This is a genomic window from Gordonia sp. NPDC003429 (genome assembly GCF_053588575.1).
On the sequence record NZ_JBSFQF010000008.1, the window covers coordinates 118,982 to 139,412 of the forward strand.

General features: G+C 67.8%; 17 protein-coding genes. 10 read left to right on the forward strand and 7 right to left on the reverse strand.

Annotation, left to right across the window (positions count from 1 at the left end):
• Positions 1-193: 193 nt before the first annotated feature.
• Positions 194-886: a TetR/AcrR family transcriptional regulator gene (locus ACWDSI_RS11880; protein ID WP_449756635.1), complete on the reverse strand. Its 693-nt coding sequence runs from the start codon at positions 884-886 to the stop codon at positions 194-196.
• A 120-nt stretch (positions 887-1,006) separates the two neighbouring features.
• Here ACWDSI_RS11880 and ACWDSI_RS11885 point away from each other — a divergent pair, with 120 nt between their 5' ends.
• Positions 1,007-1,462: a nitroreductase/quinone reductase family protein gene (locus ACWDSI_RS11885; RefSeq protein WP_449756636.1), complete on the forward strand. Its 456-nt coding sequence runs from the start codon at positions 1,007-1,009 to the stop codon at positions 1,460-1,462.
• A 28-nt stretch (positions 1,463-1,490) separates the two neighbouring features.
• Here ACWDSI_RS11885 and ACWDSI_RS11890 read toward each other — a convergent pair whose 3' ends face one another.
• Both ACWDSI_RS11890 and ACWDSI_RS11895 read right to left on the reverse strand, forming a co-directional pair.
• Positions 1,491-2,162 (reverse strand): NAD(P)H-dependent oxidoreductase, encoded by a 672-nt coding sequence (locus ACWDSI_RS11890; RefSeq protein ID WP_449756637.1) that lies wholly within the window; start codon positions 2,160-2,162, stop codon positions 1,491-1,493.
• A 35-nt stretch (positions 2,163-2,197) separates the two neighbouring features.
• A complete protein-coding gene (locus ACWDSI_RS11895) occupies positions 2,198-2,515 on the reverse strand; it encodes an ArsR/SmtB family transcription factor (protein ID WP_449756638.1) in 318 nt (105 codons plus the stop codon).
• 160 nt (positions 2,516-2,675) lie between these two features.
• Between ACWDSI_RS11895 and ACWDSI_RS11900 the strand changes: the two genes are divergently transcribed.
• Positions 2,676-4,049 carry a DNA polymerase IV gene (locus tag ACWDSI_RS11900; protein ID WP_449756702.1) on the forward strand — a complete coding sequence of 458 codons (1,374 nt, stop codon included), beginning with the start codon at positions 2,676-2,678 and terminating at the stop codon, positions 4,047-4,049.
• A 20-nt stretch (positions 4,050-4,069) separates the two neighbouring features.
• Here the strand turns inward: ACWDSI_RS11900 and ACWDSI_RS11905 are convergent, their stop codons facing one another.
• Positions 4,070-5,035: an asparaginase gene (locus ACWDSI_RS11905; RefSeq protein WP_449756639.1), complete on the reverse strand. Its 966-nt coding sequence runs from the start codon at positions 5,033-5,035 to the stop codon at positions 4,070-4,072.
• 198 nt (positions 5,036-5,233) lie between these two features.
• Between ACWDSI_RS11905 and ACWDSI_RS11910 the strand changes: the two genes are divergently transcribed.
• Positions 5,234-5,776 (forward strand): hypothetical protein, encoded by a 543-nt coding sequence (locus ACWDSI_RS11910; protein ID WP_449756640.1) that lies wholly within the window; start codon positions 5,234-5,236, stop codon positions 5,774-5,776.
• A 98-nt stretch (positions 5,777-5,874) separates the two neighbouring features.
• Here ACWDSI_RS11910 and ACWDSI_RS11915 read toward each other — a convergent pair whose 3' ends face one another.
• Entirely contained in the window at positions 5,875-6,816 is a 942-nt protein-coding gene (locus tag ACWDSI_RS11915; RefSeq protein WP_449756641.1) for a hypothetical protein, read from the reverse strand.
• A 147-nt stretch (positions 6,817-6,963) separates the two neighbouring features.
• Between ACWDSI_RS11915 and lspA the strand changes: the two genes are divergently transcribed.
• The 6 genes from lspA to ACWDSI_RS11945 all read left to right on the forward strand — a co-directional run bounded on the left by lspA (position 6,964) and on the right by ACWDSI_RS11945 (position 15,666).
• The gene (gene lspA / locus ACWDSI_RS11920; RefSeq protein WP_449756703.1) at positions 6,964-7,518 is read left to right on the forward strand and encodes a signal peptidase II; all 555 of its coding nucleotides are present in this window, start codon (positions 6,964-6,966) and stop codon (positions 7,516-7,518) included.
• The gene (locus tag ACWDSI_RS11925) at positions 7,511-8,437 is read left to right on the forward strand and encodes an RluA family pseudouridine synthase (RefSeq protein ID WP_449747107.1); all 927 of its coding nucleotides are present in this window, start codon (positions 7,511-7,513) and stop codon (positions 8,435-8,437) included. Before lspA ends, ACWDSI_RS11925 begins: the two co-directional genes overlap by 8 nt.
• 45 nt (positions 8,438-8,482) lie before the next feature.
• Entirely contained in the window at positions 8,483-9,712 is a 1,230-nt protein-coding gene (locus tag ACWDSI_RS11930) for a serine/threonine-protein kinase (RefSeq protein ID WP_449756642.1), read from the forward strand.
• A gap of 241 nt (positions 9,713-9,953) precedes the next feature.
• On the forward strand, positions 9,954-13,535 hold the full coding sequence (gene dnaE, locus ACWDSI_RS11935) for a DNA polymerase III subunit alpha (RefSeq protein WP_449756704.1): 3,582 nt from the start codon (positions 9,954-9,956) through the stop codon (positions 13,533-13,535).
• 63 nt (positions 13,536-13,598) lie between these two features.
• A complete protein-coding gene (locus ACWDSI_RS11940; protein ID WP_449756643.1) occupies positions 13,599-15,287 on the forward strand; it encodes an NAD-binding protein in 1,689 nt (562 codons plus the stop codon).
• Between the two features lie 112 nt (positions 15,288-15,399).
• Entirely contained in the window at positions 15,400-15,666 is a 267-nt protein-coding gene (locus ACWDSI_RS11945; protein WP_449756644.1) for a hypothetical protein, read from the forward strand.
• Here ACWDSI_RS11945 and ACWDSI_RS11950 read toward each other — a convergent pair.
• Positions 15,612-16,580, reverse strand: coding sequence for an SMP-30/gluconolactonase/LRE family protein (locus tag ACWDSI_RS11950; protein WP_449756645.1), 969 nt, complete (start codon positions 16,578-16,580; stop codon positions 15,612-15,614). The two genes, ACWDSI_RS11945 and ACWDSI_RS11950, sit on opposite strands and share 55 nt — an antisense overlap.
• Before the next feature lie 155 nt (positions 16,581-16,735).
• Between ACWDSI_RS11950 and ilvA the strand changes: the two genes are divergently transcribed.
• Positions 16,736-18,139, forward strand: a complete 1,404-nt coding sequence (gene ilvA / locus ACWDSI_RS11955; protein ID WP_449756646.1) for a threonine ammonia-lyase IlvA — start codon at positions 16,736-16,738, stop codon at positions 18,137-18,139.
• A 136-nt stretch (positions 18,140-18,275) separates the two neighbouring features.
• Here ilvA and treZ read toward each other — a convergent pair whose 3' ends face one another.
• Complete coding sequence (treZ, locus tag ACWDSI_RS11960) at positions 18,276-20,240, reverse strand: malto-oligosyltrehalose trehalohydrolase (protein WP_449756647.1); 1,965 nt, start codon at positions 20,238-20,240, stop codon at positions 18,276-18,278.
• Between the last annotated feature and the right edge of the window lie 191 nt (positions 20,241-20,431).

Sequence of the window (20,431 nt, forward strand, 5' to 3'; positions counted from 1 at the left end):
GGTGGTGGGGGTGGTTTCGACGGGCTCAACCAGCGGTGGTCGGGGTGGTTTCGACGGGCTCAACCAGCGGTGGTGGGGGTGGTTTCGACGGGTTCAACCAGCGGTGGTCGGGGTGGTTTCGACGGGCTCAACCAGCGGTGGTCGGGCAACCAGCGGTGGTCGGGTTGAGCGTGCCCGGTTTCGGGTGAGTTGGTCAGGCGAAGAGCAGCGAGAGCACCGCAGCGATCTGTGACGCGTACAGCAGATCGGGGTGGGTGAACGTGTCGGGTCCGTACTGCCCGAACACCTCCAGGCTCACCCCGCCCACCATGACCGCCCACAGCGTGGTGGCCGACGCGACGACCTCCGCGGGCAACTCGACGTCGAACTGTGCGATGACCCCATCCATGTCCGCGGCGACGGCGGGGGAGATCGCCGGTAGTTGTTTGCGCAGCTGGCCCGCCGACCACGCGCCCATCAGTTCCACGATCACCCGGGCGATCACGCGCGTACCCGGTTGCTGAGTGCGTTCTGCGGGTGCGGCGTATCCGGGTACGGGGCTGCCGTAGAGCAGTGCCCATCGCGACGGGTCGTCCACCCCCCACGCGCGCATCGTCGTCGCACCGGCCAGGATTCGATCGCGGTGCCGGTCGGAGTCGAGTGCATCGGCCGCGGCGTCCACCGCGTCGGCGAGGTCGGTGTAGCCCTCGACGAGCAGCATCGTGAGCAGTTCGTCGCGGCTGGGTACGTATCGGTACACCGCCGACGACACCACCCCGAGATCGCGGGCGATCGCCCGTAACGAGAGGCCCGCCGCGCCCTGGGTCCGCAGATGCTCGCGACCGAGCCTCCTGATCTCCGCCTCCATCGCCGCCCGATTGTCCGCGCGTGTCCTCGCCGCTCGCATACGCCCAGTATTGCAGAAACGAGAGCGGTGCTCTTGCATTTGCTCGGTAGAGGGCGCACACTCGTATTCGAGAGCGGTGCTCTCGATAATTTCCGATGACCATCACATCAGGAGAACGTCATGATCGATACGCACTACATCCCACCCGCCGGCCGTATGGACAAGATCTTCAACTCGTCCGTGCGTTGGCTCGCCGATCGCGGCATCAACCTCGCCGGCGCTCAGACGCTCACCGTCGTCGGACGGAAATCTGGTGTTCCCCAACGGGTTCCGGTGAATCCGTTGCCGATGGAGGGGGCGGAGTTCCTGGTGGCGGTGCGCGGCAACACCCAATGGGTGCGCAATGCGCGGGCGGCGGGGAGGGCCGAACTACGTCGGGGTCGTCGCGTCCGGACGGTCGGACTCCGCGAGCTGCCCGAATCTGCGCGTGTTCCCGTGATCCGTGCCTATCTGAGCAAGTGGGGCTGGGAGGTGAGCCGGTACCTTCCCGACGGCCTCACCGTCGACTCCGATGACGACACCTTCGCCACGCACGCACACGAGATCCCGGTGTTCGAGGTGACCCCCGCGGCATGAACCCGGGCGGCATGAACCCCGACGCTGCTCAGCCGCGAACGGTGTCCGGATGCGCGAGGGAGACGCGATCGATCGCGTCACGGACTCGGCCGAGGGCGGCTTCACGGTCTTCCGCGTCCATGTGCGCCGGCCCATAGGTGAGGATGGGCGGGAGGGTCGTGTAGCCGACGAACTCGAGCATTCCCCTGTGGATGTGAAAGAGGAAATCCTCGATGGCGCCGAAGGTGCCCCCGCTGCGGAACGACTCCACCGAACCGCCGGTGGTGACCAGAAGGACGGCACGCTTGCCGGCGAGAGCGGCGGCATCGAACAATCCGAACTCGCCACCGAAAGTCGCTCCCATCACAAACACGCGGTCGACCCATCCCTTTAACATCGCCGGCATCGAGAACCACCAGAGTGGGAACGACAACACGAGGAGGTCCGCGGCGAGAAGGCGGTCGAGGTCCGCGCGTACCTCGGGGGCCAATGTGTTCTGGCGGACCGCTGTCAACTGTTCGGCCTGAGGTTTGAACGGCGAATCCGGGTTCATGAACTCGTCGCGGTCGAGAACGGGCGCCCACCCACGCGCGTACAGATCGATTGTCTCGACGGCGAACCCGTTTCCACGGAGCCGTTCGCCGGCGAGTGCGGCCTGCGCCGAGCTGAAGGACGAGGGCTCGGGGTGTGCGTGAACGATGAGTGCTGTGGGGAGCGGCATGCACCGATCGTATCGACATATCCCGATACGTCAATTTATAGTGCGGAAAAGCTCTGCCCCAGGGCGCGCAGGTGGTCCTCGTTCCGGCGATAGTGGGTCCACTTGCCCACCCTGGTCGATGTCACCAAGCCGGCCTGCTCCAGCGTGGTCATGTAACTCGACACCGTGGATTGGGCCAGCCCGGTCTTGGCCTGGATGTGGGTGACGCACACGCCGATCTCGTCGCGGTCCGCGATCGGTTCGTATTCGGCGAAACTCGCCGTGGGGTCGCGAAGCCATCGGATGATCTGAAGGCGCACGGGGTTGGCGAGAGCCTTGAGTGCGAGGAGCAGGCGGTCATCGGAAATCGTCATCGCGACACCCCATTTCCGCTTCGCACCGTCGACCGTTCACGATACCTCGACAACGATGATGCCCCGGCGAATGCACGTGCGGGACCACCGTACCGGCGAGCACTAGGCTGCTGGTGTGTCCCATCCCGCGCCAGACGACGAACGCAGCGCGCGTTGGGTGATGCATCTGGACATGGACGCGTTCTTCGCCAGTGTCGAACAACTCACCCGACCCACCCTCGCCGGCCGACCGGTGCTCGTGGGTGGCACCGGCGGACGGGGAGTGGTGGCCGGTGCCAGCTACGCGGCCCGCGCGTTCGGGGCGTCGTCGGCGATGCCCATGCACCAGGCGCGGCGATTGGTGGGCCCCGGTGTGGTGGTTCTCCCGCCCCGGGGCGCGCTCTACCGCACGGTGAGTGCGCGGATCTTCGCCGTGGTGCGCGAGGCGGTCCCGGTGATCGAGATGCTGTCGTTCGACGAGGCCTTCGCCGAACCCGCCGATCTCGCCGGTGCCACCGCGGCGCAGGCGAGTGACTTCGCGCACGAGATCCGACGCCGCATCGCCGACATGGTCGGTCTGGCCGCCTCGGTGGGATTCGGCAGCGGCAAGCAGATCGCCAAGATCGCCTCCGGAATGGCCAAACCCGATGGGGTGATGGTGATTCCGCCGAGCCGCGAACGCGAATTCCTGCATGCATTGCCCGTCCGCAAGCTGTGGGGGATCGGCCCCGTGTCAGGCGATCGGCTCGCGCGCCTCGGCATCGACACCATCGGCGACCTCGCGGCGATGTCGGATGTCGAGGTGTCCTCGGTGCTCGGCGCAACCCTCGGTCCGGCGCTGCATCGGCTTGCCCAGGGTCACGACGACCGGCCGGTGACCGAGCGCGCCGCGGCCAAACAGATCAGCGCCGAGTCGACCTTCGCCCGCGACATCGTCGATCTGCCCGGGCTGCGTCCGGCGATCACCCGCGCCGCCGCCGACGCCCATCGGCGGTTACTCGGCGACGGTCGGGGAGCCCGCACGGTGGTGCTCAAGCTCAAGCGCGCGGACATGTCGATCCTCACCCGCTCGTCCACGCTGCCGGCCGCGACCACCGACCTCGACGCGCTCACCGCCGTGGCGCAGCGCATGGCACTCGACCCGGTGTCCATCGGACCGATCAGGCTTGTCGGCGTGGGATATTCGGGATTGTCGGCGGTGGAGCAGTACGCGCTCTTCGGTGAGCTGCACCTCGACCCCGATGCCGCGGCAGCCCTGCAGATCGACGACACCGATTCTCTCGCAACACCTTCCGATCGCCTGGCGGTCGAGTCGGTGCAAGCCGCGGCGCCGGCCGACGGGCTCTGGGCTACGGGAGTAGACGTCGTGCATCCCCGATACGGCCACGGTTGGGTGCAGGGCAGCGGGCACGGCGTGGTGACCGTGCGGTTCGAGACCCGCGCCACGGGCCCGGGTATCGCACGCACCTTCGGTGCCGACGACCCCGACCTGGGTCGGGCCGATCCGCTCGACAGCCTGGACTGGCCAGATCTGCCCGAGCGCCCCGACGTGTGAGCGGACGGACATGCACCGACTCAGTCCCGGGCAGGTTCGGAGGCGCGGAAGAACTCGGCCACATCCGCGCCGTCGTGTCCGGTGGAGAGCAGGGCCATCACCGCGGTCCGTGCCTGCCGTGCGCGCAGCCACCGGGAGACGATCGCGCCCGCCCGTTCGAGATCGACGGCTCCACCACCGCCGCCATAGGTCGGAATCACCGGACCGAACGGCACCCGTGTCGTGATCACCACAGAGACACCGGCCCGGCACGCGAGGGACACCTCCGCGGTGATGTCCGGATGGGTATTGCCCGAGCCGGTGGCAGCGAGAATGATTCCACCCGCCCGTTGGGCCACCGACGACGCGATCAGGCCCGGTGACACGCCCGGATAGAGGGTGAACGTGTCGACGCGCGTGATGTGGGCACCAGGCACCGGCACCGGGATGAGCGGTCTGGGCAAAGAGTCGTGCACGGTCGCGAAACCAACGGGATCCGTAGTCGAGACCTTGAACGCACCGCGCGCGGGCAGTACCGCCCCGCCGAGCACGATGAGAACTCCACTTCCCCTGCGGGCCGGTGAACTCGCCACCTCGATGGCCGCCGCGATGTTCGCCGGGCCGTCCGAGTGGGGTGAATCGGCCGGGAACTGCGCGCCGGTAAACACCACCGGGCGCGGATCGGAGGCGTGCAGGTCGGCGAGAAACGCCGTTTCCTCCATGGTGTCGGTGCCATGGGTGATCACCACCCCGGCGACGGAGGGATCGGACAACGCGTCGGCGATCGCGGCCACCACGCGGACCTGATCGGCGACGGTCATCGCCGAACTGTCCACCGACATCAGGTCGATCGTCGCGACGTCGACGTCGCCGTCGACGCCCGCCGTCGCGGGAGTACTCGACGACAGCAACTGCGTGGCAGACAGCGCGGGCATGGCGCCGTCGGCGGTGGTGGTGGAGGCGACCGTGCCGCCCGTGGTGATGAGCACGATGCGTGTCGGTGCCATGCCCTCAGGGTCGTCGGAACCCGACCGGCGCGTCAACCGTTGCACCTCCGGCGCGTCGGCGCTCGGTGGGGATATCCGCGACGCGCGGTCACACCTGGCCGGTTGGGCCTGCACCCCGCGTTTGGCATAGTGGTGTGAGCTCTGACCCCGGCATGCGCCGAACGACGCTCGAAGCCGACCTGATAGTGAGGGAGATCGTTGAAGTTTCCGAAGTTCGTAGCGGCCGCCATCATGGCCACCGCCGTGGTGACCTCAGTCGCCGCGTGTGGTGGCAGCGATGATTCCGACGACGTGCCCACCGTGGGCACCACAACCACCGCGACCACCCAGACCGGGGCCTCGGGCGCCGATGCCGGGGTGACCAACCCGAACGTCCGTCCCAGCGTCGCCACCCTCAACGACATGCTGAACACCGCGCTCGACCCGAACGTGCCGAATTCGCAGAAGACCGAACTGGTGCAGGGGTCGGAGAAGGATCCGGCGATCTTCGACAAGCTGGTGCAGGCACGCAAGGAGAACCCGGACGTCACCTACCAGATCTTCCCGCCGGTGATTCCGGCCGGACCGAAGAAGGCGACGGTGAAGGTGCAGGTCAAGCTGCCCGACAACCCGCCCACCAAGGTCGACGCACAGATCGTGTACGACGGTGGCCGCTGGAAGCTGGCCGCCGATTCGGTGTGCCCGCTGCTCTCCGGCAACAACGTCAAGAGCGCGATGTGCCCGGCTCAGCCATCGAGCTGAGTTGCGCGGGCTGACGTCCGCACCGAGCATGCCCATCCGCCCCCACCGGCTCGATCCGGTGGGGGCGGTGGTCTTCGGGCCGCCGGGTGGCCGATGCGTCAGGAACGCCAGGTGAAGGAGAACCCGAGCCGCTGGACCAGCGGGTTGGCCGGGTCGGCGCCGGTCAGTTCGCGGGCGCCGGAGAATTCGGCGTTGCCCGCCACGGGCAGCCCGCGGGACAGGTCGAGGGTCACCTGGCCCGTTCCCGAGTAGGTGTAGCGGGAGATCGTGAGGGTGGCGTCACCGCCGGGGATGGTGAACACGGAGTCGACCGGTTCCTCCTCGGTGGCGAAGTCGATGGTCACGCGGTTTCCATCCCACTTCGACAGCCGTGCGGTGATGGTCTGGGTCACCGTGGCCGCCGCCGACAGCGTGCGTTCGGCTCGCCACATCGCGCCCACCCCGACCGGCTCGGTGGGCAGCGGCACCGAGTTCTGCAGCGCCTGCACCAGCGACTGCTCCACCGCGGCGCGCGCCTCGGAGCCCGACGCCTGCGTCGGGATCAGGCGCAGCGAGATCGGTACCTGACCGGGCGCGATCGCCACACCCGCGCGCGCCCCCGCAACCGCCCCCAACGAACCGGCGAGTGCCGTATCGGGAGAGGTCACCGCCCCCAGCGTCATCTCCACGTCGGTCGGATCGGTGCAGGCGAATCGGGCGGTCATCGACGTCTGCACGGTCTGTGACGTCGTCGTCTGCGCCGACGCCACCGACGACGTGGTGCTCAGGGTGACCGGCTGCGCCGTGGCGAGGTCGGGCGTGCCGGCGGCAAGGCGACGGGGCTGGTCACCGGTGGCGGTCACCGTCACCGCGGCCGGCGGGATCGCGATCAGCTTCGCGTCGGGTTGTCCGGAGGTCGACGCGGTGGCGCACCCCGCCGGCGCTGCGGAGGACGATGCGCCGGGGCCCGGGTTTGAGGCGCATCCCGCCAGGGTGAGGGCCGCCACGGCCAGCGCACCCATCACGGTGGCTCGCCGTCGACGAGTGGCGGTAGCGGACACGGCAGTCAGCGTATTGCACGGGTCAGGGATGATGGTGGGGTGGATGAAGGAGCCAGGCCGATCGTGAATACCCCCTCGGACGACATCAGCCCCCGCGAACCAGGCGACACCGACCCCACCGGGCACGCCCCGGAGTCGACGGGGCGGTTGAGGTCGGCCGGTGCGGTGATCGGCACCCTCGTCGCCATCGCGGGATGCGTGATCGCGCTCGACATCCTCACCAAATCGCTGGCCGTGGCCCATCTGGACCCGATGCAGCCGGTCCACATCATCGGCGACGCCGTCACCCTGCGTCTGGTGCGCAACAGCGGTGCCGCGTTCTCGATGGCGTCGGGCTATACGTGGATTCTCACCCTCATCGCGCTGGCGGTGGTGGTGGTGATCATCCGGTTCAGCAGCAGGCTGCGGTCGGGGTGGTGGGTGCTCGGACTCGGTCTGGTGCTCGGCGGTGCCATCGGCAACATCATCGACCGCATCTTCCGCGCGCCCGCACCGCTGCGCGGCCACGTCGTCGACTTCGTCTCGGTGGGGTGGTGGCCGGTGTTCAACGTCGCCGACTCGGCGGTGGTGTGCGGCGCGATCCTGCTGGTGGTGCTCTCGCTGCTGGGTTTCGACTACGACGGCACACGGTCGGGCTGGGCGGCCCGGCGTACGGCTCGCCGGCCGGCGGCGACAACCGGCGAAGGGGCCGGCGATGCGTGAGGCACGCTCCCTGCCGGTGCCCGACGGGCTCGACGGCATGCGCCTGGACGCCGGGGTCTCGCGAATCCTCGGTCTGTCCCGGACCGTGGTGGCCGGACTCGCCGACGCCGGCGAGGTGAGTGTCGACGGTGTGGCCGTCGGCAAGTCGCACAAGCTCGCCGCGGGCACCTGGCTCGACGTGCTGCTGCCCGAACCCGACGAACCCCTGCGGGTGGAGCCGACGCCGGTGGAAAACCTGTCGGTGATCTATCACGACTCCGACATCATCGTGGTCGACAAACCCGTCGGGGTGGCCGCCCACCCGTCGCTGGGCTGGAGCGGGCCAACGGTCGTGGGCGCACTCGCGGCGGCCGGATTCCGCATCTCCACGTCGGGGGCGCCCGAACGCCAGGGCATCGTGTCCCGACTCGACGTCGGTACCTCGGGTGTCATGGTGGTGGCCGCCTCCGAGCACGCGTACACGCTGCTCAAACGCGCGTTCCGGGACCGCGAGGTGGACAAGCGCTACCACGCGCTCGTCCAGGGTCATCTCGATCCGCCGTCGGGCACCATCGACGCGGCGATCGGGCGTCACCGCGGCAGCGACTGGAAGTTCGCGGTGACCGCCAACGGCAAGCCGAGCATCACCCACTACGACACACTCGAGATGTTTGCCGCGGCGTCGCTGCTCGACATTCATCTGGAGACCGGACGCACGCACCAGATCAGGGTGCATCTGTCAGCGCTGCACCACCCGTGCTGCGGCGACGCCACCTATGGCGCCGACCCGGTGCTCGCGGCCCGACTCGGCCTCGAACGGCAATGGCTGCACGCTCGTTCGCTGGCATTCGCACACCCGGCCGACGGTCGTCGCGTCGAGTTCACCAGCCCCTACCCGTCCGATCTGCAACACGCCCTCGACGTGCTGCGCGAGACGTGATCTGCGCGCCTCGGTAGCGTGCGGGTGGTCGGAGGGAGAAAACAAGTGCTGGAACCGGGATCGTATGTGGCCGGGTACCGCATCGAGCGCGAACTCGGCAGCGGTGGCATGGGCGCGGTGTTTCTCGCCCGCCATCCCGAGTTACCGCGATCGGACGCACTGAAGATCCTCACCTCCGACCGCGCGGTGCGCGAACAGTTCGCGCGTCGTTTCCTGCGTGAGGCCGAAGTGGCCGCCACACTCGACCATCCGGCCATCGTGACCGTGTACAACCGCGGGCGCGACCGGGTGCGCATCGGCGACGACGTCGACGACGTGCTGTGGATCGCGATGCAATACGTTCCCGGCACCGACTGCGCGCGAGAACTCGCCGAGGTCGGCGATGGCGGCGGACTCGATCCACGCCGGGTGACCCACATCGTCTCCGAGGTGGCCAAGGCGCTCGATCACGCCCACCGCCGCGGACTGCTGCACCGCGACATCAAACCGGCCAACATCCTGCTGGCACGGGACTCCGACGACGCCACAGACGTCGGCGAACGCGTCCTGCTCACCGACTTCGGCGTCGCCAAGGCAACCGACGAGGTGGACCCGCTCACCCGTGCGGGCACTGTGCTCGCCACCCTCTCCTATGCCTCCCCGGAGCAGTTGCAGGGCGGCCCGCTCGACGGGCGCACCGACCAGTATTCGCTTGCCGCAACGGCTTTCCACCTGTTCACCGGGCATGTCCCATTCGACGACACCGTCACCTCCGACGTCATCCGGGCACATCTGAACGATCCGGTGCCGCGCGTGTCCATCGAGGTCGCCACCGTCACCCAGGTGGTGGACGCGGTGATCGCCAAGGCGATGTCGAAGCAGGCGCCGGATCGGTTCGCGAACTGCCGCGAGTTCGCCGACGCGCTCGCGATGGCGGTGCGCGGAATGTCGGGGTCCACCGCGGTCAATCCGCGCTTCGTCCGTGACCGTCCCGGTTCCGGCGCGGAAGCGCGCCCGCAGTCACCGCGGCCCGCAGCCGGCCCGTCCGCGCCGAGCGGTCCCATCGCGCACTCCGTGCCACCCGGCCCGTTTCACGCACCGCCGCCGCGGTTCTCGGGACCAGATCGGGCCGCGGCGCAGGCCCCACGTGCCTCGGGGCCGACGGGGATCTACGGTCCGCCGCCCACCGGGCCGACACCGGTGAGCGGGTCGTCGAATGCGGGCCTGATCGCCCTGCTGGTCGGACTGGTGGGCGTCGCGGTGATCATCGTGGTGCTGATCCTCGCCGCACTGTAGACCCGACCCCTGCCGGGGCGTGCGAGGCCCGATGTGTGGGGGGAGCCTGGTGTGGTGGACGAGACACGAGTGATCCGATGGACAACTCCTGTCCGGCGTTGCCCCGCGGGAGATGTCGGTGCGGGCACCTACACTGAGAGCCTGCGCGGTGCGCGGGAAGCGGGAGACGGGAGAGCATGCGGTGGCCGATGGACAGAACTCGGTGAACGATCACAGTTCGCGCAACGGTCACAGTTCGCGCATTGGTCACAGTTCATCGAGTGGATCGTTCGTTCACCTGCACAATCACACCGAGTACTCGATGCTCGACGGCGCCGCCAAGGTGGCGCCCCTGTTCGCCGAGGCCAAGCGTCTGGGAATGACCGCGATCGGGATGACCGACCACGGAAACATGTTCGGCGCCAGCGAGTTCTACAACACCGCCGTGGCCAACGACATCACCCCGATCATCGGCATCGAGGCCTACATCGCGCCTGCCTCGCGCTTCGAGACGAAACGAATCCAGTGGGGTACCCGCGACCAGAAGGACGACGACGTCTCCGGTAGCGGCGCCTACACCCACATGACCATGGTCGCCGAGAACGCGACGGGTCTGCGCAACCTGTTCAAGCTCTCCTCCCTCGCCTCGATCGAGGGGCAACTCGGCAAGTGGGCCCGCATGGACGCCGAGCTGATCGCCGAGTACGCCGAGGGCATCATCGCCACCACGGGATGTCCGTCCGGCGAGGTGCAGACGCGACTGCGGCTCGGACACGAGCGCGAGGCTCTCGAGGCCGCGGCCAAGTGGCAGGACATCTTCGGCAAGGAGAACTTCTACCTCGAACTCATGGAGCACGGCCTCGAGATCGAGCGGCGAGTGCGTGACGGTCTGCTCGACATCGGCCGCAAACTCGGTATCAAACCGATCGTCACCAACGACTGCCACTACGTCACCAAGGCGCACGCCGCAGCGCACGAGGCCCTGCTGTGCGTGCAGACCGGCAAAACGCTCTCGGACCCCACCCGATTCAAGTTCGACGGCGACGGCTACTACCTGAAGTCCGGCGACGAGATGCGGGCACAGTGGGATTCGGTGGTGCCGGGTGCCTGCGATACCACGCTGGAGATCGGTGAGCGCGTACAGAGTTACGCCGACGTGTTCACTCACCGCGACCGGATGCCCGTCTTCCCTGTGCCCGAAGGGGAATCGCAGCAGACGTGGCTGCGCAAGGAGGTCGCCGCCGGGCTCAAGCGGCGCTTCCCCGCACAGACCGGAACCGAGGGGCCGGTCGGCGAGTCGGTGCCCGAGGAGTATGCGCGCCGCGCCAACTACGAACTCGACGTCATCATCCAGATGGGGTTCCCGGCGTACTTCCTGGTGGTGGGCGACCTGATCCGGCACGCGCACGAAGTCGGCATCCGCGTCGGGCCGGGTCGCGGTTCGGCGGCCGGGTCGCTCGTGGCGTGGGCGCTGGGCATCACCAACATCGACCCGATTCCGCACGGTTTGCTGTTCGAGCGATTCCTCAACCCCGAACGTGTGTCGATGCCCGACATCGACATCGACTTCGACGACCGTCGTCGCGGCGACATGGTGCGCTACGCAACCCAGCGGTGGGGTAGCGACAAGGTGGCGCAGGTCATCACCTTCGGCACCATCAAGACCAAGGCAGCCATCAAGGATTCGGCGCGCGTGCAGTTCGGTCAGCCGGGCTTCGCCATCGCCGACAAGATCACCAAGGCACTGCCACCGCCGATCATGGCCAAGGACATCTCGGTGTCGGGAATCACCGACCCCGAGCATGAGCGGTATTCGGAGGCCGCCGAGGTCCGTGCACTCATCGAGACCGATCCGGATGTCAAGCGCATCTACGACACCGCGCTCGGGCTCGAGGGGCTGATCCGCAACGCGGGTGTGCACGCGTGCGCGGTGATCATGTCGTCCGAACCGCTCACCGACGCCATCCCGGTGTGGAAGCGCGCCCAGGACGGTGCCATCATCACCGGCTGGGATTATCCGTCGTGCGAGGCCATCGGCCTGCTGAAGATGGACTTCCTCGGGCTGCGCAACCTCACCGTCATCGGTGACGCGATCGAGAACATCAAGAACAACCGCGGCATCGACCTCGATCTCGACACCCTCCCGCTCGAAGACCCCAAGACCTACGAACTACTGGCCAAGGGCGACACCCTCGGCGTCTTCCAGCTCGACGGGGCGGCGATGCGGGAACTGCTGAAGATGATGCAGCCCACCGGTTTCGAGGACATCGTCGCGGTCCTCGCGCTGTACCGGCCCGGTCCGATGGGGGTGAACGCGCACACCGATTACGCCAAGCGTAAGAACGGTCTGCAGCAGATCAAGCCGATCCATCCCGAACTCGAAGAGCCGCTCAAGGACATTCTCGCCGAGACCTACGGCCTGATCGTCTACCAAGAGCAGATCATGCAGATCGCGCAGAAGGTCGCCGGGTACTCACTCGGACAGGCCGACCTGCTCCGGCGCGCGATGGGCAAGAAGAAGAAGGAGATCCTCGACGCCGCCTACGACGGTTTCGCCGAGGGGATGCGCACCAACGGGTTCTCGCAGGCGGCGATCACCGCGCTGTGGGATACGGTGCTGCCGTTCGCCGGGTACGCGTTCAACAAGTCGCACGCCGCCGGATACGGTCTGGTGTCGTTCTGGACCGCCTACCTCAAGGCGAACTATCCGGCCGAATACATGGCCGGACTGCTCACCTCGGTCGGCGACGACAAGGACAAGGCGGCAATCTATCTCGCCGACTGTCGCAAGCTGGGTATCACGGTGTTGCCGCCCGACGTCAACGAGTCGCAGCGCAACTTCGCCGCCGTGGGCGCCGACATCCGGTTCGGTCTCGCCGCGATCCGTAACGTCGGCGCGGGTGTGGTGTCCTCGATCCTCGCCGCGCGCGAGGACAAGGGAAAGTTCACCAGCTTCTCCGACTATCTGGGCAAGGTCGACGTCACCGCATGCAACAAGAAGGTGACCGAATCGCTCATCAAGGCGGGCGCGTTCGATTCGCTGAGCCACCCCCGCAAGGGTCTGTTCCTGGTGCACGGCGAGGCCGTGGAGTCGGTACTGGGCACCAAGAAGGCCGAGGCGATCGGCCAGTTCGATCTCTTCGGTGACGCCGGCGGTGCCGACGACACCATGGCGGAGGTGTTCGCGGTCAAGGTGCCCGACCAGGAGTGGGACACCAAACACAAACTGGCGCTCGAACGAGAGATGTTGGGGCTCTACGTGTCCGGGCATCCGCTGGCCGGTGTCGAGCATGCCATCGCCGCGCACACCGACACCTCCATCACCCAGCTACTCGAGGGCAACGTGCCCGACGGTGCGCAGATCACCATCGGCGGGATCATCTCGTCGGTCACCCGCCGGGTGAACAAGAAGGGCGAGCCATGGGCGGCGGTCACCCTCGAGGACATGGTCGGCGGGGTGGAGGTCTACTTCTTCCCGCGTGCCTTCCAGACCTACGGGATGGACATCGTCGCCGACAACATCGTGTTGGTGAAGGCGCGGGTCAATCAGCGCGACGACTCGATGATGATCAGCGCGAACGATCTCGCCGTTCCCGACCTCGCGTCTGCCGGTGCCACCAAGCCGGTGGCGCTGACGCTGGCCGCCCGGGCGTGCACACCCGACCGTGTGCAGGCGCTCAAACAGGTCCTCAGCCGCCATCCCGGTCCGGCCGACGTGCACGTCACCCTGGTCAGCGACGAGCGGTCGACCCTGCTCAAACTCACCGAATCCCTGCGCGTCACACCGAGTTCGGCGCTCATGGGTGATCTCAAAGCGTTGCTGGGACCGAGCTGCCTGAGCTGACCGGCCCCCGACGAACACGCACATAACGGGCGGGTCGGCGTGTCCGGCGAGTACGCTCCTGCAATGCCCGGTCACATCATCGTTCACGGCGATGACGCGTTGAGTGTGCGGATCAGCGAAGAACTGCGCAGCGCCGACGCCACCGTCGTGATCTTGACGTCGCCGGGGACGCTGATCGAGGCCGGGATTGCGTCCGCATCGGCGGTGGTGTGCGCCGGTACCGACGACGCCGTCAATCTGGAGATCGCCCTGCTGGCGCGCCAGCACAATCCCGATGTCCGGGTGGTGGCGCATCTGAGCAACGAGGTCCTACACGAAGCGGTGGCGCTGGGTAATGGTCCCGGCGCGATCCTCGACGTGGCGGCGCTTACCGCGCCGCTGCTGGTCGAGGCGCTCCTCGGCCGCACCACACACTCGATCACCGTGGCCGACACCGAGTTCGTGATCTCGGAGGCCCGGGCACCTGCCGACGGCACGCTGGCCGAACTCTACGGTGACCTCGCGCCGGTGGCGGTCATCCGCGATGTCGACGGCGGTGGTGACGACGCCGTCATCGCCTGCCCGAGTCGCGCGCTTCAGGTGTCCGAGAACGACTTCGTCGCGATGATCGCCACGCCGGACCGCTTGCGGGCGCAAGGAGTCAAGGTATGGCACCCGCCGCGACATCAGCGAGCCCGCCGGCACCCGGTGCTGCGGTTCGTCGGAGCGCTGCACGCATTTCGTGAGGACGTCAACCCCAACCTGTTCCGCGCGCTCGGCGCGCTGATCACCTTGCTGATCGCGGCCACCGTTCTGCTGCGGTTCACCTACAACAAGCCGGGCATGGGTTTCGTCGACGCGTTGTACTTCTCGTCGGAGACGATCGCGACGGTCGGGTACGGCGACTTCAGTTTCGTCGGTCAGCCCATCTGGTTGCGGTTGTTCTCCATCGTCCTGATGTTCGCCGGGGTGACCACAACGGCCATTCTGGTCGCGTTCATCGCCGATCTGCTGCTCTCGCGTCGCATCGAGCATTCGGCCGGGCGTCGCCGCGCGCGCGACATGACCGACCACATCGTGGTGGTGGGGCTGGGCTCGTTCGGCATCCGGGTGGCCCGCGAACTCAAAGCTCTCGGGCACGACGTGGTGGTGATCGAACACGACGAGAACAACCGGTTCCTGGCCGCCGCCGCAGAACTCGGGGTGCCGGTGGTGTTCGGTGACGCCACCCTCGCCGAGACGCTGCACGACGCGCGAATCGAGAAGGCCGCCGCGGTGGCGGTGCTCACCCACAACGACATGGTCAACATCGAGACCGGCATCATCCTGCGTGAGATTCTTGGCGACCGCTGGCGCCGCTCGGCCGACCAACCCGGGGTACCCGTGGTGATGCGGGTGTTCGACGAATCCCTGGGCGCGGCCGTGGCACGCCGGTTCGGCTTCGCCAATGTCCGCTCCACCGTCGAACTCGCCGCGCCATGGTTCATCGGCGCGGCCCTCGGACTGCAGGTTCTGGGCACGTTCTCGGTGGGCCGCCGGTCCTTCATGGTCGGTGGGGTGTCCGTGCATCCCGGCAGCGAGCTCGACGGCACGCGGTTGTCGGAGTTGTCCACCCAGACCCGGGTGATCGCCATCGCGCGCGGTCTCGGCGCGCGCGCCGTCATGCAGCCGCGGCGCGACCATCGGCTCGCCGCCTACGACACCGCCTATCTCATGGGCCCGTACCACGAACTGTTGGCGACGCTCCGACGGGGCCGCCGGCCCGAGAACTGAGGACTCGACCTGCAGCCGACACCACGTCGAGAGTTCGGCTTACCGAACATTTGGTTCCGGAGTGGGCTACACTCGGGGTCGCATCAAGCGAAGATCGACCGAGGAGTGCAGGATGAGCGTGCTGACCGAGTCCGGGCTACCGTCGAGTCGCCCGGCACGCGGCGGCACTGTCGAGGTCGCAGGCATCAGCTGGCCCGTCTACAAGCTGCACGCGCTCGCCGCGGGTGTCATCGCCGCACTGGTCACGCTGGTGCTGACCCGAGACCTCCAGATCACCGCCTGGGCATCGGGCTCCGCATTGGTGTCGGTGTGGTGGGTGGAGCGCTACTTCGGAAACGCTGCCACCGAGCCGGGCGAGAACCCGCCCGGGATCTCATAGATCCGCCCGTCGAATCCGGCGCGGAACAGCCGACCCGCGGAGAAGCCGCGGTTGCCCCTGCCGTAGCTCACCACACTCGAGAGCGGCAGTCCCGACCCCAGCACGCAGTAGCGGCCGGGGGCGTCGATGCGGACGATCTCACCGGCGGCGTTGAACGGCACCACCGGACGGTCGGCGGCATCGAGGGTGAGTCCGTCGGGTGCGGCGAGGGCGTCGGGTCCGCCGAGGTTGAGCAGACTCTGCACGAACCCCGGATTGCGCGTGGAGATACGGCTCACGCCGGGGTTGGTGAATGTCCGTGACACATAGAGGAAGCTGTCGTCGCGATTGAGTACCGCTCCGTTCGCGCTCGGTAGCCGGCCCCAGTCCGGTTGGCTCACCCCGTTCGGGAAGATGCGCCCGATGAGGTTGCCGAAGTCGTTGGTGGCGTACACGACGCCGTTCGCGGCCACATCCATTCCGTCGGCCGCCGACAATCCTGACACCCAGGGGCGAAATGCCAGGGTGTTCACGTTGAGCCGGCCGATGGCACCCGGGCGGATCGAATCGCCCAGAAACACCCGTGGGTCGGAGCCGTACCCGACGAGCAGGGTGCCGTCCGGTGTCCACGCCAGCGCGCCGGCACCTCCGCTGGGCACCTTCGCGATCGGGACGGCGGGCCCGCCGGGCGAGTCGAGGCGGAACACCCGGCCGCTCACCAGGTCGGTGGTGTAGAGCCTGCCGGCCGCATCGACGGTGAGGCCTTCGAGGGCGGCGCCGGGCACCGTACCGACCAGCCGGGCCGGTGCGCCGCCGCCGGCGCAGACCGGGGCCGCTGCGGCCGGTCCGGCGGTGGCGGTGGCAATCAGACATGACGCGGCGGCGGTGCCCAGGGCTGCGGCGAGGGAGACGAGACGGGAGAGACGTCGGGGCATGCCGACCTCCTGCGGTTCGGGTGCCGCGCACCGGGCAGATCCGGCTCCGGCTGTTCGACGCGGAGTGCCCGACGATTGCGGCGGCTGATGAGGTGGACCGAAACCGATCCTACGTCGGTCGGCCCACCGCTCGTGGCTCTTCGCGGGGTGAGAGCATGGAGGGCGTGAGTACGCAGCACGTCACCGACCATCAGCGGGGTGCGATCCCCCCGGAGTCCGCGCTATCTGCCGACGCGATCGAGAGTGCGGCGACGCGGATCCAGTCGGCGGTCGCGCGTACCCCACTCGAGGCGTGTCCACGCCTGTCGCGTGACGTCGGGGCGCGCGTGCACCTCAAGCGTGAGGATCTGCAAACGGTTCGGTCGTACAAGATCCGGGGCGCCTACAACGTCATGGCCCAACTGTCCGCCGAGGAGCTCGCGGTGGGGGTGGTGGCCGCGAGCGCCGGCAATCATGCGCAGGGTGTCGCCTACGCGTGCCGCGTGATGCAGGTACCCGGCCGGATCTACGTGCCGACCACCACACCGAAGCAGAAGCGTGACCGAATCCGTTGGCACGGGGGCGATTTCGTCGAGCTGATCGCGGTGGGCGACACCTACGACGCGGCGGCGGCGGCGGCGCAGGACGACGTGATGCGTACGGGCGCGGCGTGGATTCACGCCTTCGACGATCCGCGCACCGCCGCAGGTCAGGGCACCATTGCGTTCGAGATGGTCCAGCAACTCGGTCGGGTGCCCGACGTGGTGGTGGTACCCGTGGGCGGCGGTGGCTGCCTGGCCGGGATCGCGACGTACCTGCGTGCCCGTTCGGAATCGGTGGCGATCGTGGGTGTGGAACCGACCGGTGCGGTGTCGCTGTCGGCGGCGCTCGTCGCCGGCGGTCCGGTGACACTCGATTCGATCGACCCCTTCGTCGACGGGGCCGCCGTGAAACGGATCGGTGCCCTCGGCTACGGGGTGATGGCCGAGATGCGGGCGAGCGTCACCGACCATCCGGTGGTGCGTGAGTTCGCCGCGGCGGGCGGGACGGCGGCACCCGTGCTGCCCGACGAACCATTCACGCCACCTCCCGGATCGACCCGGATCATGCACGTCGACGAGGGTGCGATCTGCTCGACGATGCTCGACCTCTACCAGAACGAGGGCATCATCGCCGAGCCCGCCGGTGCGCTGGCGGTGACCGCGCTGGCGCGCCTGCAGATCCCGTCGGACGCCGACGTGGTGTGTCTGGTGTCCGGTGGCAACAACGACGTCTCCCGCTATGGGGAGATCATCGAGCGGTCACTCGTGCATCAGGGGCTCAAGCACTACTTCCTGGTGGATTTCCCGCAGGAGCCGGGCGCGCTGCGTCGTTTCCTCGACGAGGTCCTCGGCCCCGACGACGACATCACCCTGTTCGAGTACGTCAAACGCAACAACCGCGAGACCGGGGCGGCCCTGGTGGGCGTGCAACTCGGCGCACCCGAGGGGCTGGCCGAGCTGATGGATCGGATGGCGCATTCCCGGTTGCACTGCGAGCGCCTCGAACCCGGCTCGCCGGCCTACCGCTACCTCACCTGAGGTTCGCGGTCTGCCGTGCCGCGGCGGAGGGCACGCTCGACGCGGATCTGGGCACGCTCGACAGGGATGTGGGCACGCTCGACAGGGATCTGGGCACGCTCGACGCGGATGTGGGCACGCTCGACGCGGAAGTGTTCTATGTTCGGGTGCCGACGACGACGTTGTGTCCGGGACTGCGGAGGCCCCCGCCGGTGATCTCGGGTTCGGCCCAGCTCAGAATCGGGCTCACCGCCAGCGGGACGTCGACGGGATCGGATCCGAGTACGCACACCACTGTCCAGTCGCCGCGATGCATCGCGAACCAACCCGCCGTCTCGTCGTACTCGACCGACACGCCGGCGAACGTCGAGTCCGTGAAATCCTTGTGGGCCTTGCGAAGTGCGATCAAGGCCCGGTAGAAGTCCAGGACTCGGGCATGATCGGGTGCCCCACGTTCGTCCCAGTCGAGCCGTGAATCGATGAAGGTCTGCCGATCCTGCGGGTCGGGGATCTCCTCGGTGTTCCATCCGTGTGCGGCGAACTCGGAGCGTCGCCCCGTCCGAACCGCTTCGGCCAGTTCGGGTTCGGGATGGGACGTGAAGAACGCGAAGGGTGTCGAGGCGCCCCATTCCTCGCCCATGAACAGCATCGGGGTGAACGGTGAGAGCAGCACCAGTGCAGCCTTGATCGCCAGCTGACCACCCGAGAGATAGGCGCTGGGCCGGTCGCCGATGGCGCGGTTGCCGATCTGATCGTGATTGCACGTGTAGGCCACCAGCGAGGTGGCATCCACCAGGTTCGTCGGGATCGGCCTGCCGTGGTGGCGGCGTCGGAACGACGAGTAGGTTCCGTCGTGAAAAAAACCGCCGCGCAATACTTTCGCCAGCGCAGCCAAGCTCCCGAAGTCCCGGTAGTAGCCCTGCGTTTCGCCGGATACCACCGTGTGGATCGCGTGATGGATGTCGTCGTCCCACTGCGCGGTGAGGCCGTAGCCACCGACGTCGCGGCTGACGATGAGTCGCGGATCGTTGAGATCGCTTTCGGCGATCAGCGACAGCGGCCTACCCAGCTGCGCCGACAGGGCGTCGGTGGCGATCGCCAAGGCCTCGAGGATCGGGACCGCCCGATGGTCCACCAGCGCGTGCACCGCGTCGAGCCGTAACGCGTCGATGTGAAACTCGGCGAACCAACGCAACGCGTTCTCGAGAATGTAGCTCCGCACGGCGTCGGAATCGGGTCCCGACAAGTTGATGCCGTTGCCCCAGCCCGTATCGGCGGCGCTGAGATACGGACCGAAATCGGGCAGGTAGTTGCCCGACGGCCCCAGATGGTTGTACACGACGTCGAGCACCACGCCCAGCCCGCGGGCGTGGCACGCGTCGACAAATCTCACCAGGGCGTCGGGTCCGCCGTAGGCCTCGTGTACCGCATACCAGTCGACCCCGTCGTACCCCCAGTTGTAGACCCCGTTGAAGGCGTTGAGCGGCATGAGTTCCACGAAGTCGACACCGAGATCCACGAGGTCGTCGAGACGCTCGATGGCGGTGAGCAGGGTGCCGCCGGACGTGAAGGTGCCGACATGCATTTCGTAGATCACCGCGCCGTGCACCGGGCGTCCCCGCCACTGCGTGTCGGTCCACATGGCCTCGTCGACACGGTAAAGCGCGGAGAGTTCGTGCACGCCGTCGGGTTGGCGGACCGTACGCGGGTCGGGCAGCGTCTTCGTGGTGGTGACGGACGTACCGGAGGTGTTCGCATCGGACTCGTGGTTGCCGGACGCCCTGTCGGTGTCGGGCTTGTCGAGGCGGAATCCATAGCGACGCCCGGCGGCGTCGTCGCGATCGTCCGCGCACGTCGGGTCTGCCATCCACCAGCCCTCGGCGTCGGGATCGGGCAGCATCGGTGTCTGCGGGCCGTCGGCCGAATCGGTGACGATCCGCACGGCAACCGCCTCGGGCGCCCACACCCGTAACTCCGAGATGCGGCGGGGTGGGGAAAACGGTGTTGCCTCGGGTCCGGTGCGGCGGTTCGCGCCACTTTGGTCGGTCGACCCAGTTATCGTGACACCGTCCTCGCCGGAAACGCTGACGACGGACTCGGGACCACGCGTCGGTTCGGTCACCACTCCCACGGTAAGCGGCAACGGGGGGAGGCGCAGACCCGCCCGAGTGTGACCCGTCGCACAAATGGGGTCGTGAAGAGATGTATATTACCGCGCAGTAGATTCGCGCCGGAGTTGACGAGGAGGTCGGTCGCTGGGTGTCCGCGTCACGCGTGACGTGACGGCTGTCGAAACTGTCGGGGGTTTGTGAT

Bases quoted from the DNA above. Each gene is read 5' to 3' on its own strand.
- ACWDSI_RS11925 (WP_449747107.1), top strand. From the start codon at position 7,511: ATGCGTGAGGCACGCTCCCTGCCGGTGCCCGACGGGCTCGACGGCATG.
- ACWDSI_RS11945 (WP_449756644.1), top strand. From the start codon at position 15,400: ATGAGCGTGCTGACCGAGTCCGGGCTACCGTCGAGTCGCCCGGCACGC.
- ACWDSI_RS11950 (WP_449756645.1), bottom strand. From the start codon at position 16,580: ATGCCCCGACGTCTCTCCCGTCTCGTCTCCCTCGCCGCAGCCCTGGGC.
- ACWDSI_RS11900 (WP_449756702.1), top strand. From the start codon at position 2,676: ATGCATCTGGACATGGACGCGTTCTTCGCCAGTGTCGAACAACTCACC.
- ACWDSI_RS11895 (WP_449756638.1), bottom strand. From the start codon at position 2,515: ATGACGATTTCCGATGACCGCCTGCTCCTCGCACTCAAGGCTCTCGCC.
- ACWDSI_RS11880 (WP_449756635.1), bottom strand. From the start codon at position 886: ATGCGAGCGGCGAGGACACGCGCGGACAATCGGGCGGCGATGGAGGCG.
- ACWDSI_RS11905 (WP_449756639.1), bottom strand. From the start codon at position 5,035: ATGGCACCGACACGCATCGTGCTCATCACCACGGGCGGCACGGTCGCC.
- ilvA (WP_449756646.1), top strand. From the start codon at position 16,736: ATGGAGGGCGTGAGTACGCAGCACGTCACCGACCATCAGCGGGGTGCG.
- ACWDSI_RS11940 (WP_449756643.1), top strand. From the start codon at position 13,599: ATGCCCGGTCACATCATCGTTCACGGCGATGACGCGTTGAGTGTGCGG.
- ACWDSI_RS11890 (WP_449756637.1), bottom strand. From the start codon at position 2,162: ATGCCGCTCCCCACAGCACTCATCGTTCACGCACACCCCGAGCCCTCG.
- ACWDSI_RS11885 (WP_449756636.1), top strand. From the start codon at position 1,007: ATGATCGATACGCACTACATCCCACCCGCCGGCCGTATGGACAAGATC.